The sequence below is a fragment of the Streptomyces actuosus genome, from assembly GCF_016921115.1.
GTDB classification, from domain to species: domain Bacteria; phylum Actinomycetota; class Actinomycetes; order Streptomycetales; family Streptomycetaceae; genus Streptomyces; species Streptomyces actuosus_A.
Genome location: NZ_JAFFZS010000015.1, coordinates 31324 through 46293, shown reverse-complemented (window position 1 = coordinate 46293; position 14970 = coordinate 31324). Strand labels below are relative to the sequence as shown.

General features: G+C 71.9%; 7 protein-coding genes. 5 read left to right on the top strand and 2 right to left on the bottom strand.

What is annotated here, in order from left to right; translation table 11 throughout:
• Positions 1–106: 106 nt before the first annotated feature.
• The 5 genes from JS756_RS19760 (at position 107) to JS756_RS19740 (ending at position 8893) form a co-directional block, all read left to right on the top strand.
• On the top strand, positions 107–4333 hold the full coding sequence (locus JS756_RS19760) for an Rne/Rng family ribonuclease (RefSeq protein ID WP_205384450.1): 4227 nt from the start codon (positions 107–109) through the stop codon (positions 4331–4333).
• 215 nt (positions 4334–4548) lie between these two features.
• The gene (gene rplU, locus JS756_RS19755; protein ID WP_030749991.1) at positions 4549–4869 is read left to right on the top strand and encodes a 50S ribosomal protein L21; all 321 of its coding nucleotides are present in this window, start codon (positions 4549–4551) and stop codon (positions 4867–4869) included.
• 13 nt (positions 4870–4882) lie between these two features.
• Positions 4883–5137, top strand: a complete 255-nt coding sequence (rpmA, locus tag JS756_RS19750; protein WP_205384449.1) for a 50S ribosomal protein L27 — start codon at positions 4883–4885, stop codon at positions 5135–5137.
• A gap of 125 nt (positions 5138–5262) precedes the next feature.
• On the top strand, positions 5263–6708 hold the full coding sequence (gene obgE, locus JS756_RS19745) for a GTPase ObgE (protein WP_205384448.1): 1446 nt from the start codon (positions 5263–5265) through the stop codon (positions 6706–6708).
• A gap of 157 nt (positions 6709–6865) precedes the next feature.
• Positions 6866–8893, top strand: a complete 2028-nt coding sequence (locus JS756_RS19740) for a glycosyltransferase (RefSeq protein WP_205384447.1) — start codon at positions 6866–6868, stop codon at positions 8891–8893.
• A 62-nt stretch (positions 8894–8955) separates the two neighbouring features.
• On the opposite strand, the gene JS756_RS19735 is transcribed toward JS756_RS19740, so the two are convergent.
• Positions 8956–12564: a bifunctional glycosyltransferase/CDP-glycerol:glycerophosphate glycerophosphotransferase gene (locus tag JS756_RS19735; RefSeq protein ID WP_205384446.1), complete on the bottom strand. Its 3609-nt coding sequence runs from the start codon at positions 12562–12564 to the stop codon at positions 8956–8958.
• Between the two features lie 25 nt (positions 12565–12589).
• Positions 12590–14821, bottom strand: coding sequence for a bifunctional glycosyltransferase/CDP-glycerol:glycerophosphate glycerophosphotransferase (locus JS756_RS19730; protein WP_205384445.1), 2232 nt, complete (start codon positions 14819–14821; stop codon positions 12590–12592).
• Between the last annotated feature and the right edge of the window lie 149 nt (positions 14822–14970).

The window sequence follows — 14970 nt, the reverse complement described above, 5'->3', positions numbered from 1 at the left end:
GCGGCACCGCGCATCGCGCGAGCCGCGGACGTCAACGGCGGCCGATCCTCACGATCGGCGCCGGACCGGGCGCGGCGCCCGGGAGCCTGACGGGAGAAACGCCCGCATGCTCGAGCCGACTGAGCCCACCCAGGGTTCCGAATCCAACACCCCCAGCGACACCCTGCCGCCGCGTCGCCGGCGCCGTGCCGCGTCCCGCCCGGCCGGTCCGCCGGCCGCCAGCGCCTCCGACGCTCCCACCGAGACGGTGGAGCCGGCCATACCGGCCGCGGAGGACGAGGCCGAGGTCAAGCCCGACGAGGCCGTGACCGTGGCACCCGAAGAGACCCGCGCCGAGGAGGCCGCCGAGCCGACCGCGCCCGCCGGTCGCCCGCGTCGTCGTGCCACCCGCCGCGCCTCAGCGCCCGTCGGGTCCCCGACGGGCACCGAGCCCGCGGAGACCGTGGTGCCGACCACCCCCGCAGCACCCGCCGCCGAGTCGGCCGCCGAGGTGCCCGCCGCAGAGGCCGCGGAGGACGCCGCCCCCCGGCGCACCCGCCGCCGGGCCACCCGTAGGGCCTCCGCGCCCGCCGGGACGCCTGTGTCCGCCGAGGCCGCCGACAGCGGCTCCGGCGTGCCCGCCCCCGCCGAAGAGCCCGAGCCCGCCGCCGAGGCCGCCGCGTCCGCCGAGGCCGCCGCCGAGGAGGAGGCCGCCCCCGCGCACCGTACCCGCCGTCGTGCCACGCGCCGCGCGTCCGCTCCGGCCGGCGCCCCCGCCGGCACGGAGGAGGCCGTGCAGGCCGAGGTGCCCGCCGCCGAGGAGCGCACGGACGCCGAGCCGGCTCCCGTCGCTGCCGTCGAGGCCATTGCCGAGGAGGCCGCGCCGCGCCGCCGTCGGCGTGTCGTTCGCCGGGCCGCCTCTTCCGCGTCCGAGACGGCTCGGACGCCCGTCACCTCCGGTGCCGCGACGCAGGAGGCCGGTGCCGGCGAGCCCGTGGCCGAGGCGCCCGTCGCCGCCTCGCAGGCCCCCGCCGAGTCCGCCCCGGAGGCGCCCGCAGCCGAGGAGGCCGCGCCCAAGGGCCGTGGCCGCCGCCGGGCCGCGCGCGCTGCCGCGACCGGGTTCTCCGCGCCCGCGCCGCGGGAGGGGGCCGAGGCCGAGTCGCCGCGCCGCCCCGCGCGTCCCGCGGTCGCCGTGTTCCAGGCTCCGGTGTTCGCCGAGCCGCAGTTCCAGACGCCGGAGCGGGCCGCCGCGCAGGCCGCCGCCGAGGCGGAGGCCGCCGAGGTCGAGGAGGCCCCGGAAGAGCAGTCGGGCGGGCGTCGCCGCCGTCGCCGTCGGGGTGCCGCTTTCGGCGAGGAGACGGAGACCGTCCAGCAGACGGCCGAGGAGAGCGCCGAGACCGCGCCCCGGCAGCAGGCGGAGCAGCAGGAGCAGGCCCCGCAGGCCGAGGAGGCCGAGGAGGCCGAGGAGGCCGCCGCCGAGAGCGAGGAGACCGAGGAGGAGGAGACCGGGTCGCGCCGTCGCCGCCGCCGCGGTGGCCGTCGCCGTCGTCGCGGTGAAGCCGCGGAGGCCGGTGACACCGACGAGGACCTCGCCGCGGAGGAGGCCGAACAGGACGCCGAGGACACCGCCGAGCAGGTCGAGGAGGACGCCGAGGACGGCGCCGACGCCCGCGACGAGCAGTCCGGCGGTTCCTCCAGCAGCCGTCGTCGCCGCCGTCGCCGTCGGCGTGCCGGGGACTCCGGTACCGACAGCGAGCCCGCCGCCGACGACCCCGAGCGCACCGTCGTCAAGGTCCGCGAGCCGCGCAAGGCCGCCGAGCCGTCGGACGAGGTGCAGTCCATCAAGGGCTCCACGCGTCTGGAGGCGAAGAAGCAGCGCCGCCGCGAGGGCCGCGAGCAGGGCCGCCGCAGGGTGCCGATCATCACCGAGGCCGAGTTCCTGGCCCGCCGCGAGGCCGTCGAGCGTGTCATGGTGGTCCGGCAGCACGGCGACCGTACGCAGATCGGCGTCCTGGAGGACGGCGTGCTCGTCGAGCACTACGTCAACAAGGAGCAGTCGACCTCGTACGTCGGCAACGTCTACCTCGGCAAGGTGCAGAACGTGCTGCCGTCGATGGAGGCCGCCTTCATCGACATCGGCAAGGGCCGCAACGCCGTCCTGTACGCCGGCGAGGTCAACTTCGAGGCGCTCGGCCTGGCGAACGGGCCGCGGCGCATCGAGAGCGCGCTGAAGTCCGGGCAGTCCGTCCTCGTGCAGGTCACCAAGGACCCGATCGGGCACAAGGGCGCCCGTCTGACCAGCCAGGTCTCCCTGCCGGGCCGCTACCTCGTGTACGTGCCCGAGGGCTCCATGACCGGCATCAGCCGCAAGCTGCCCGACACCGAGCGGGCCCGGCTGAAGACCATCCTCAAGAAGATCGTCCCCGAGGACGCGGGCGTCATCGTGCGCACCGCCGCCGAGGGCGCGAGCGAGGACGAGCTGCGCCGGGACGTCGAGCGGCTCCAGTCGCAGTGGGAGGAGATCCGGAAGAAGTCGAAGAACGGCGGCGGCTCGAACGCTCCGTCGCTGCTGTACGGCGAGCCGGACATGACCGTCCGGGTCGTCCGCGACATCTTCAACGAGGACTTCTCCAAGGTCATCGTCAGCGGTGACGAGGCCTGGCAGACCGTGCACGGCTACGTCTCGCACGTCGCGCCCGACCTGGCCGACCGGCTGCAGAAGTGGACGAGCGACGTCGGCGTCTTCGCCACGTACCGGATCGACGAGCAGCTCGCCAAGGCGCTGGACCGCAAGGTCTGGCTGCCCAGCGGTGGGTCGCTGGTGATCGACCGGACCGAGGCGATGGTCGTCATCGACGTCAACACCGGCAAGTTCACCGGCCAGGGCGGCAACCTCGAGGAGACCGTCACCCGCAACAACCTGGAGGCGGCCGAGGAGATCGTCCGCCAGCTCAGGCTGCGCGACCTCGGCGGCATCATCGTCATCGACTTCATCGACATGGTCCTGGAGTCCAACCGCGACCTCGTGCTGCGGCGCCTGCTGGAGTGCCTGGGCCGCGACCGCACGAAGCACCAGGTCGCCGAGGTGACCTCGCTGGGCCTGGTGCAGATGACGCGCAAGCGGGTCGGCCAGGGCCTGCTGGAGTCGTTCTCGGAGACCTGCGTCCACTGCAACGGGCGCGGTGTCATCGTCCACTTGGAGCAGCCGACCGGTCAGGGCGGCGGCGGCAAGCGCAAGAAGCGTGCGCGGGCCGGTGCCGCCGAGCAGCCGCACGAGCACGAGGCCGCGGCGGCCGTCGAGACCGCGGAGCAGGAGGCCGAGGCCGAGGCGGAGGCCCCCGTGGCGGCGGCGGAGCCGGTCGCGCTGCCCTCGCCCGACTTCGGTCCGGACGAGGAGCTGTACAGCAGTGTCGCCGAGGCGGAGGCCGCAGCCGGCCGGGGCCGCTCCCGCCGCCGGGCCGGCCGCCGGGCGTCCGCGCACGCAGGTGCTCCCCGGGCCGAGGTGCCGACCGCGCAGGAGGTGACCGTGCGGGAGGAGGCCGAGCGCCCGGTGCAGCCCGAGACGGCTGCCGAGGCGCTGGCCGAGCCCGCCGCGGTCGAGGACGCGGTCGTCGCCCTGCAGGCCCCGGCTGCCGAGGAGGCCGCGCCCAAGGGCCGTACCCGCCGCCGGGCCACCCGCAAGGTGTCCGCACCGGCCGGTTCGCCCGCCGGGGCGGAGGCGGCCGTGGTGACGGTGCCGGAGACGGCACCCGCGGCGGAGGAGCCGACCCCGGCTCCGGCCGCCGAGCCGGAGGCTCCCGCGGCGCAGGCCGCGTCGGCCGCTCCGGCCGACGAGGTGCCGGCCGCCGAGGCCGCCGCCCCGGCCCGACCGCGGCGCCGTGCCGTCCGCAAGGCCACCGCGCCGACCGCGCCTGAGGACGCGGCCGTCGTGGTCCTGCCGGCGGCGCAGGACGAGGCCGCCGGAGCGGAGGCGTCCGCACAGGGTGTCGCCGAGGCCGGGCCCGAGGCCGAGGAGGCGACGGCGCCGGCCAAGAAGACGGCCCGCAAGGCCGCCAAGAAGGCCACGGCGAAGAAGGCCGCCACCAAGACGGCCGCCACCAAGACGGCCGCCACCAAGACGGCCGCCACCAAGACGGCCGCCACCAAGACGGCCGCCACCAAGACGGCCGCCACCAAGACGGCCGCCACCAAGACGGCCGCGGCCAAGACGGCCGCGGCCAAGAAGACGGTGGCGAAGAAGACCGCGGCGAAGAAGGCGACGGCCAAGAAGGCGGCGAAGACCACCAAGACGGCCGCGGCCAAGAAGACGGCGGCGAAGAAGACCGCGGTCCCGGCCGCAGCCGAGGAGAGCTGAGCCGCGTACGGCGTGGCCGATGCGGGGACCTGGGCCCGGTTTGACCGTGTCGGCCGTGGCCCCGTAACCTAGACCGTCGGCGTGTCCATTGCGCACGCCGCATCCCCGTAAACCTTCTTCCTCCCGGTCACAGGGTTGGCCGGGAGAGGTCGCCCGTGCATCACGGGAGGCTGGCCTGCGGGGGTTCGTTTCCCGAGCGAGAGAGTGAGTTCCGCGTGTACGCCATCGTGCGCAGCGGTGGTCGGCAGCACAAGGTTGCTGTCGGCGACATCGTCGAGGTTGACAAGATTTCCACCGCCAAGGTTGGCGACACGGTCGAGCTCTCGACCCTGCTCGTTGTCGACGGCGACGCCGTGACCAGCGACCCGTGGGTGCTGGCCGGCATCAAGGTCCAGGCCGAGGTCGTGGACCACCACAAGGGGCAGAAGATCGACATTCTGCGCTACAAGAACAAGACCGGCTACCGCCGTCGCCAGGGCCACCGCCAGCAGTACACGGCGATCAAGGTCACGTCGATCCCCGCGGCTGCGAAGTAAGGACTGAGGAGAGATGGCACACAAGAAGGGCGCATCGTCCACCCGGAACGGTCGCGACTCCAACGCCCAGCGGCTCGGTGTGAAGCGCTTCGGCGGTCAGGTCGTGAACGCGGGCGAGATCCTGATCCGCCAGCGTGGTACCCACTTCCACCCCGGTGCGGGTGTGGGCCGTGGCGGCGACGACACGCTGTTCGCCCTGCAGGCCGGCGCGGTGCAGTTCGGCACCCACCGCGGCCGCAAGGTCGTGAACATCGTCCCGGTCGCCTGACCGGACGCATCACTTCGCGAGGCGGACCTCACTTCCCGTGCGGGAAGGCGGGTCCGCCTTTCGCTTGTTCTCATGGAACACAGCACTGCAACGCCATGACCGCACGTATCTGGAGGCACTGAACCATGACCACCTTCGTGGACCGCGTCGAGCTGCACGTCGCCGCGGGTAGCGGAGGCCACGGCTGTGCCTCCGTCCACCGTGAGAAGTTCAAACCGCTGGGCGGGCCCGACGGCGGCAACGGCGGACGCGGTGGCGACGTGATCCTCACCGTCGACCAGTCGGTGACCACGCTCCTCGACTACCACCACTCCCCGCACCGCAAGGCCACCAACGGCAAGCCCGGTGAGGGCGGCAACCGCTCCGGCAAGGACGGCCAGGACCTCGTCCTGCCGGTGCCGGACGGCACGGTCGTGCTCGACAAGGCGGGCAACGTCCTCGCCGACCTGGTCGGCCACGGCACGTCGTACATCGCCGCACAGGGCGGCCGGGGCGGGCTGGGCAACGCCGCCCTCGCCTCCGCCCGCCGCAAGGCGCCCGGATTCGCGCTGCTGGGCGAGCCGGGGGACCTCCAGGACGTCGTCCTGGAGCTGAAGACCGTCGCCGACGTGGCGCTGGTCGGCTACCCGAGCGCGGGCAAGTCGTCCCTCATCTCGGTGCTGTCGGCGGCCCGGCCGAAGATCGCCGACTACCCGTTCACCACCCTCGTCCCCAACCTCGGCGTGGTCACCAGCGGCTCGACCGTCTACACCGTCGCCGACGTCCCCGGCCTGATCCCGGGCGCCAGCGAGGGCAAGGGCCTGGGGCTGGAGTTCCTGCGGCACGTGGAGCGGTGCAGCGTGCTCGTCCACGTCCTCGACACGGCCACCCTGGAGGCCGAGCGCGACCCGGTCTCCGACCTCGACGTCATCGAGGAGGAGCTGCGGCAGTACGGCGGCCTGGACAACCGTCCCCGCGTCGTCGTCCTGAACAAGATCGACGTGCCGGACGGCCGCGACCTCGCCGAGATGGTGCGGCCGGACCTGGAGGAGCGGGGCTACCGGGTCTTCGAGGTGTCCGCGGTGGCGCACACCGGGCTGAAGGAGCTGACGTACGCGCTGGGCGAGCTGGTGGCCAAGGCGCGGGCGGCCAGGCCCAAGGAGGAAGCCACCCGGATCGTCATCCGCCCCAAGGCGGTCGACGACGCGGGCTTCACGGTCACCCGGGAGGACGTCGGCGGCGAGCCGCTCTTCCGCGTCCGCGGCGAGAAGCCCGAACGCTGGGTGCGCCAGACCGACTTCAACAACGACGAGGCCGTCGGCTACCTCGCCGACCGGCTCAACCGCCTCGGTGTGGAAGAGGAGTTGATGAAGGCGGGCGCCCGTTCCGGCGACGGTGTGGCGATCGGCCCCGAGGAGAACGCGGTCGTCTTCGACTGGGAGCCGACGGTGACGGCCGGTGCGGAGATGCTGGGCCGGCGCGGTGAGGACCACCGCTTCGAGGCGCCCCGGCCCGCGGCGCAGCGCCGCCGCGACCGGCAGGCCGAACGGGACGAGTCGGAGCGTGCGTACGACGACTTCGAGCCGTTCTGACGGGTCCTCACGCGGTGTTCACCCGATCGCCGTCAAAATGGCCCCAGGTCTACAACTTTTCCGAGCGGTGGGACGTCTTCCCTGAGACGACAGCGGCCTCTGTTGTCGGCGCCTGCCAGCGCTGCGCCTCACCGCCGGACGGAAAGTACTTGCACAGATGAAGATTTCATTCATTGTCAGCAACCTCTGCCACATCGGCGGTGTGGTGAGCGCGACGCAGAACCTCGCCGGGGCGCTGGCGGAGAAACACGACGTGGAAATCGTGTGCCTGCGCAAGTCACGCGACGAGTCCTACTTCCCGCTCGACCCGCGGGTGAAGGTCACTGTCCTCACCGACCTGCGCGGCAACTCCCCCGCCTCCGACCTGGACAACCCGCTGATCGAGGAGTTCCCGAAGGTCTACGTCTTCCCGCCGAAGGAGCGGGAGGGCACGCCGTGGATCAGCCGGCTCGCCGAACTGAGGCTGCTGGAGTGGCTGGAGACCACCGACGCCGACGCGGTGGTCAGCTCCAACCCGCGTATCACCATCATGCTCAGTCACGCCCGCAAGGACTATCTCCGGCTGGCGCAGGAGCACTCCATGCCCGCGATCTACGCGGAGTGGGAGAAGAAGCCGCTCTTCCGTACCTACCACGACCTCGACGCGATCACCGCCCTCACCCCCGAGGAGGTCGCCAGCCTGGGCAAGCTGGTGCCCGGTGTGCGCAACCGGCTGGAGGTCATGCCGAACTGCGTGCCCGCCTCCACGCACCGCTCCACCGGCGACAACAAGGTGATCATCGCGGCGGGCCTGCTGAAGGAGAACAAGAACTTCGCCATGGCCGTCGAGGCGTTCGCCCCGGTGGTCGCCGAGCACCCCGGCTGGAAGCTCCGCATCTACGGCAACGGCGCGGAGAAGGCGAATCTGCGCAAGCAGATCGAGAAGCTCGGCCTGTACAACGACGTGCTGCTGATGGGCCCGGCCACCCCGGTCTCCCCGGAGTTCGCCAAGGGATCGGTGTTCCTGATGCCGTCCAAGCGCGAGGCCTTCGGCAACGTCATCGTCGAGGCCATGGCCGCCGGACTGCCGGTGATCAGCACCGACGCCGACCACGGGCCGCGCAACATCGTCACCGACGGCGAGGACGGCTTCGTCGTGCCCAAGGGCGACGTCGCGGCGATGACCGCCGCGATGATGACGCTGGTCGGGGACGACGAGCGCCGCCGCACCATGGGCCGGGCCGCCGTCCGCAACGCCGAACGCTTCCACGAGACGGGCAGCCGCGAGCGGTTCGAGGCCGTCCTGGAACGGGCCCTGGCGCGCCGCCGGCTGCCGCACACCGCCACCGCGGTCGTCCAGGGCGACGGCTCCGTCCTCGTCGCAGTCGACCGGATGCCCGCCGACCTCGGCGAGGTCGACATCATCTGCCGTCGGCCCGGCCAGGACGAGGAGGAGCGCCGCTTCCCGCTGTCCCCGGCCGGCGAGGCGCTCGTGCCCTGGCACGACGGACTGCCCGAGGGCGAGTGGGAGGTGTCCGTGGGCACCGCGGACGGCCTGGAGGTGCCGCTGACCACCGACGGCTTCGGCGTCGACACCCGTGACCTGCTCACGGTCGAACTGCCGCGCACCGGCGACGGCCCGGCCCTGGAGTGGCTGCTGCCGTACCGGCAGGGCGACGGGCGGCTGCGCGTCCGCAGCCGGGTCCGTGACCGGCACGCCGAGGTCGCGGGCCTCACCGTGGACGGCTTCACGCTGGTCGTCGACGCCGCGCTGTGGGGCGCGGCGGCGAGCGGCGCCGTCATCGAGGCGACCCGGCGCGGCAAGGAACCGGCGACGATCACCTTCGACACGCAGCCCGGCTCCGGTGGGGCGCTGTCGGCCCGGCTCGACAGCAAGCGGCTGATCGGCGACCACAAGGGCAAGGAGACCATCTGGGACGTGTGGCTGCGGCCCGCGCCCGACGCCGAGCGGCTGCCGCTGAGCAAGCTCGCCACCGACGTCCTGAAGCCGATCGACGTCTACACCTATCCGCGGCCCGTGCTGAAGGCCGTCGCGCCCGCCCAGCCCAGCCCGCTGGGCAGGCAGCTGCGCCGGGTCAGGCGGAAGATCACCGGTACGGCCGCGCCCAAGCCGCCCAAGGGCGTCGAGGTGCGCCCGTACTTCAACAGCGCGGCGCAGCTGTCCGTGAAGACCGTGACCGTCTGAGCCCGCCGGCGGGCCCGGCGGCACCGACCGTCCCGGCCCGCCGGCAGACACGGCGAGGCGGATCAGAGCCTGTTGTCGTACCGGCGCGCCTGCTCGAACATCAGGTCGGCGACGCGCTCGGCGGCATGGCCGTCGTCCAGGTCGCAGAACAGCGTGTGGAAGCGGTCGTACTCGGCGCGGTACTTGTCCGACACCCGGTCGATGTCGCGGATCGCGTCGATCAGCTCCTCGGAGGTGTGGATCAGCGGTCCGGGCGCGTCGTTCTCGAAGTCGAAGTAGAACCCGCGCAGCCGGTCCCGGTAGTGCTCCAGGTCGTAGGTGAAGAACAGCATCGGCCGGCGCAGGTGCGCGTAGTCGAACATCACCGACGAGTAGTCCGTGATCATCATGTCCGCGGCGACGTACAGGTCCGCGATGTCCGGGTACTCCGAGACGTCGAAGACGAAGCCGTTGCCCGCGCCGGGGATGCTGTCCACGACGTTGGAGTGCCGGCGGATCATCAGGACGTGGTCGTCGCCCAGGCGGCGCTGGGCGTCCTCCAGATCCAGGCGCAGCTCGAAACGGAACTGGCCCACGCGGTGTGAGAGGTCGTCGCGCCACGTCGGCGCGTACAGCACGACCTTCTTCCCCTCGGGGACGCCGATCCGCCGCCGCACCTCCGCCGCCCGCTCGTCCAGGTCGGAGGCGTACAGGTAGTCGTTGCGGGGGTAGCCCGTCTCGACGATCTCGCCGTCGAAGGCCATGGCCCGCTTCAGGATCGGGGTGCTGAAGCGGTTGGAGGAGACCATCATCGACCAGTTGGCCGCCTCCAGCCGCAGCTGGTCGTGGTAGTCCGGGTTGAACTTCGGCGCGTCGATGTCGAGGCCGATCTTCTTCAGCATGGTCCCGTGCCAGGTCTGCACGACGACCTGCTCGGGACGGCGCTCGATCCAGTGCGGCAGGTGCGCGTTGGTGACGATGTAGCGGCAGCGGGCGAGCGCGTCGTACCAGTCGGCGCCCTGGAACCGCACCGGGGTGACCGTCGACGGCACGTCCACCTGGCCGTCCCGGACCAGCCAGAGCTGCTCCAGGTCCGTGCCCCGGCGCACCAGCTCCTCGTGGATGGCGCGCGGACTGTCGGAGTACTGCTTGCCGTTGTAGCTGATGAACAGCACCGACTCGCGCAGCGGCTTGGTGCGGCCCTGCTCGTACACCTCGCTGCGCAGCCGGGCCTGGTGGAAGGCGCCGCGCTCCTCCATCGTCAGGTCGGGCAGGCAGTGCAGCTGCGGGTGGTCGAACCAGCGGGCCTCGAAGTCGTAGCCGCGGCCGTTGTGCTCGCCGGAGATCGGCAGCTTGGGAGAGGCATGGCGGTCCAGGATGCACGGCATGTCCGGCTCGTCGCCCCCGGAGCGCAGGAACAGGTTCCAGCGCCCCGTCTTCAGCGGCAGGTTCTTCGCCGCGCCGGACATCCGGGACGGCGTGAAGTGGGCCTCGAAGCGGCCGTCCGCGTCCACCGTCAGGTCGATGGTCTTCTCGTCGAAGTAGTCGCGCGCCTTGATCAGGAACGTCCAGCCGGTGATGTCCCGCGGCGCCGTGCCGTGGACGGTGTAGCGGCCGTCGGCCCAGCGCACGCCGGTGACACAGGCGCGCAGGCTGCGGCCGGTGAACTTCAGGTAGCCGGTGTTGCCGCCCAGCACCGCGAGCTCGAAGTGGTCCGCGCCCTCCCCGAGGGAGAGCGGCAGCCGGATCTGGAGGTCCGGGAGCGCGTCCGCGACGACGGTGCCGAACTTGCGCTTCTTGCCCTCCAGGTCGGTCGCGACCAGCTCCGTCGACCAGGTGCGCGTGGCGACCTGCGCCGGGTCGGCGCCGCCGCTGGAGACATCGGTGCCGGTGGCGTCGATGTGCTCGGGCAGCAGCGCCACGTCCTCCAGCGGCACGCAGACACGGAACGCGGTGCGCTCGCCCTGGGTCGCGCCCAGCTCGACGGGGTAGTCGAGCCGTTCGCCGCTCTTGCGGTTGGTGACCGACAGTGCGACGCGCTCGTTCGGCGACAGCGGTACCCGGATCTCGCCCTTCAGCTCCAGGGCGTCGTCGACCTGGCGGCGGTCGGTGACCACCGCGCGCACCCGCTCGATCCGCAGCTTGAGCGAGCCGGTGGCGGTGCTCGGCAGTATCCGGAAGTTCTCGTCCAGCCACTGGTAGGTGGCGTGGTTCTGGGCGGCGGCGCCACTGGTGTGTATGGCCTTCTTGCGGACCAGGCCCGCCGAGGCGATGCCGACGCCCAGGTGCCAGGTGCCCTCCTGCCAGGTCTTGCCGCGCCGCAGCCGGGCCGGGTCGAACTCGTACTCCCAGCCGGCCCAGTCGTAGTTGTACTGGCGCTGGTTGGACAGCGCGGTGCACTCGGGCGCGTGCACGTTGCGCAGCGGCAGGACGGTGCGCTTGCGGGAGCCGTCCCGCTTGAGGGCCAGCACCTTGATGGCGCTGCGCGGGCCGGACTGGTCCACCCGGTTGATCCAGGCGTGGCCGGCCATGTGCAGCTTGCCGCCGCGCCAGCTGAGTTCGCGCAGCGGGGCCGCGGCCGTCATGTCGCGGTCGATGCGCAGCACGCGCTTGGGCAGCCGGAGCGAGCTGTTCTCCAGCGCGGAGAAGGCGGCGTACTTGCGCAGCAGGCCGTCGATGCGGACGCGGTCGCCGCGCCGCTCGGACTCGAACAGCTCCAGCAGCTCGGCCAGCGCGTGCTTGCGCACCAGCAGCCACTTCACGCGGGCCGGCGCGGGCAGCTCCATGACCAGGTCCGGGTCGACCTGGTCGAGGTAGCCGTTGACCACGCGGAAGAACTCGGCGTGGAACTCCTCCTTGCCCTCGGGCAGGACGTTCAGGAAGATCCGCAGGTCGCCGGTGAGCACCGTGCGGTCGTACTCGCGCTTCATCTCCGCGGCGGTCGCCTCCGGGCGCTCGGCGAAGAACCGGCTGACGGACTGGACGGCGGACGTGCGGTCGCGGACCGCCTTCGGCTCGGAGCGGCGCTGGGTGATGGAAGGGGCGGCCTCGCCGTCACGCAGGCGCCAGTAGTACGTGGGAGCGCTGATGACGTCGACGGACCGGGCCAGGAACTGGGCCGGCACGATCACCGGGGTGTCCTCGTAGAGCACGCCCTCGGGGAAGCGGAAGTCGTGGCGCTCCCAGAAGGACCTGCGGAACACCTTGTTGCAGGCGATCCGGTCGGTCAGCAGCCGCAGGTCGCGGGTGACGTGCGTGCCCTGCACGGCACCGCGCGACAGGATGCGGTGCATCGGCGACTGCCAGATCTTGCTGCTGTTGACGTGCAGCACGTTGCCGGTGGCGAAGTCCGAACCGGACTCGTCCAGGCTCGCCAGCATCAGCCGGTAGGCGTCCGACGGTATGACGTCGTCACTGTCGACGAAGGCGATGAACTCGCTCTGGGGCGCCAGGTGCTCCAGTCCGGTGTTGCGGGCCGCGCCCAGGCCGCCGTTCTCCCGCGTCACCAGGCGGAACCGCGCGTCCTTCGCGGCGAACTCCTCGGCGATGGCCGCGGAGCCGTCCGGCGAGCCGTCGTCGACCATGACGACCTCGAGGTCGGGCATGGTCTGCGCAGCCAGCGACGTCAGGCACGCGGGCAGATACCGCTCCACGTTGTAGATCGGGACGATGACACTGAGCCGAGGGGCCATGGCGTGGTGGGTCTCCTTGTCGGGGTCAGGCCCGCTCGACGGGTGCGAGCGCCTGGGCGGGAGTCGGAGCGTGGGTGCGCTCGGGGAACGGGACGAAGGGCACCGGAGTGTCCTCACCGAGGAAGACGCTCCGAACCACCCGTTCGGCTGCGTGGCCGTCGTCGAATTCACAGAAACGGCTGCGGAAGGCGGCGCGGCGCTCGGTCGTGTCGGCGGTGTCGTAGTCGCCGGAGTCCAGCAGGCGGACCAGTTCGGCCTGCGAGGTCGACACCGCGCCGGGCGACTCCTGGAGCAGGTCGAAGTAGGTGCCGCGGACGGCGGAGTACACGTCCCAGTCGGGGGCGTGGATGATGATCGGCCGGTCCAGCACGGCGTAGTCGAACATCGCGGAGGAGTAGTCCGTGATGAGCGCGTCGGCGGCCAGGTAGAGGTCCTCGACCGGGTGGTGGGCGGACACGTCGACGATCCGGCCGCTGCGGCGCAGGTCGGCCAGGCGCGGGGACGAGCCGTAGAAGTAGTGGCCGCGCACCAGCAGCGTCACGTCCGGGCCCAGTTCCTCCGCCATCCGGGCGAGGTCGAGGTGGGGCCGGAAGTCCGGCTGGTACTCGCGGTGGGTCGGCATGTAGAGGAACGCGCGGGTGCCGTCGGCCAGTCCGAGCGTCGCACGCGCCCGGCGCACATCGGCCGCCGTGGCGTTCACCAGGACGTCGTTGCGCGGGTAGCCGGTCTCCAGTGTGGTGTACGAGCACGGGTACACGCGCTCCCACACGGTGGTGGAGAACCGGTTGGCGCTGACGCTGTAGTCCCAGCGGTCGCAGCGCTCCAGCAGCTTGTCGAAGTCCATGTCGGTGGAGGCCGGGTACTTGCGCTGGTCCAGGCCCATCGTCTTCAGCGGGGTGCCGTGGTGGGTCTGGACGTGGACCTGTCCCTCGCGCTTGACCACGACGTCCGCGAAGTTCACGTTGTTGACCAGGTACTTGGCGCGTGCCAGCGCCGCCCAGCACTCGCGCGACCCGAGGATCACGTGGTCGACGCCCGCGGGGACCTCGCCCACGGCGTCCGGCCGGAGCACCCACACCCGGCGGATGTGCGGGGCGAGGAGGGCGAGCCGGGCGTCGATGGCCGCCGGGTTGCAGGAGACGCTGCGGCTCCAGTACGACGAGAACACGGCGAGGTTCTCGTCGAGCGGCAGGCGCAGCTGGGACTGGTAGAAGGCGCCCATCGCGCCGCGCTTGGAGAAGCTGACGGCGGTGCGGGCACGCTTCTTGACGGTCTGACGGAACTTGACCGCGGTCATCGCGCCGGCCCAGGCGGCGTAGGCGTCCCGCTCCAGCAGCGCGAGCTTCTTGCCCTTCCCGCCCGCGGGCCGGGTGAAGCCCTTCGGCACCCGCGCCCGGTAGTCGGCGGACGCCCGGTGGAAGAACTCGGCGCGGTCGGCGCTCGGCAGCCGCCCGGGCTTTTCCAGCACCGTCAGGTAGTGGCCCACCATCTTGCGGAACAGCGGCTCGCGCCACTGGTCGAGCTCGGGGTGGGCGTCGAGGAACTCGAAGACGCGCTGGTACTGGTCGAAGACGTCGAAGTGCTTGCGGCTGGTGGTCTTGAGGATGTTGCCGCCCTCCCTGCGCTGCCGGTACAGCACGCCCACCCGGTCGAGCAGGGTGATGCTCTCGGCGCTGATCAGGGAGCAGTACGTCCAGGGGGCGTCCTCGTAGTACCCGGTGGGGAAGGCGAGGCCGACCCGGTCGACGAAGTCGCGGCGGTACGCCTTGTTCCAGACGATCTGGAGCAGGTCGAGCAGCTGCGGGCGGTCCGCCAGCCGTATCACGTCCTGGCCGTCGCTCCGGAGCAGGTCGGCGCGGTAGTTGCGCTCGATCCGGCCGTCCCAGTAGGAGCGGGCGTAGTCGTAGATGAGGATCTCGGGGTCCCCGGTGGCGTCCAGGCGGTCGGCGATCGCCCCCAGCGCCCCCTCGGTCATCGTGTCGTCGCTGTCGAGGAAGAGGATGTAGTCGCCCTGTGCCTTCTCCATGCCCGCGTTGCGGGCGTGTCCCAGGCCCACGTTCCGGGTGAGATGGATCACGTGAACGCGCGCGTCGCGACGGGCGTACTCGTCGAGGATGGCCCCGGAACCGTCCGGCGAGCAGTCGTCCACCGCGATGATCTCGAAGTCCGTGTAGTCCTGGCCGAGGACGGAGTCGAGACACTCGGAGAGATAGCCCTGCACCTTGTAGGCAGGGACGATGAGAGAGAGTCGGGGCATCCTTACAACCTGTTCCGAGGGCTGACCGCGAGGGGGTCGGCGGGCCGGAGTGCCCGCCTGCGGCCCGGGGTACCGCAGCCCTCAGGGTAAAGGATTCACGTGCTGTTTCCGTGGGGGAGGTGGCGGGCGACTCATGGCCGACAGGAACT

Coding starts and splice junctions, on each gene's coding strand:
- JS756_RS19760 (WP_205384450.1), top strand. CDS start 107: ATGCTCGAGCCGACTGAGCCCACCCAGGGTTCCGAATCCAACACCCCC.
- rpmA (WP_205384449.1), top strand. CDS start 4,883: ATGGCACACAAGAAGGGCGCATCGTCCACCCGGAACGGTCGCGACTCC.
- obgE (WP_205384448.1), top strand. CDS start 5,263: ATGACCACCTTCGTGGACCGCGTCGAGCTGCACGTCGCCGCGGGTAGC.
- JS756_RS19740 (WP_205384447.1), top strand. CDS start 6,866: ATGAAGATTTCATTCATTGTCAGCAACCTCTGCCACATCGGCGGTGTG.
- JS756_RS19735 (WP_205384446.1), bottom strand. CDS start 12,564: ATGGCCCCTCGGCTCAGTGTCATCGTCCCGATCTACAACGTGGAGCGG.
- JS756_RS19730 (WP_205384445.1), bottom strand. CDS start 14,821: ATGCCCCGACTCTCTCTCATCGTCCCTGCCTACAAGGTGCAGGGCTAT.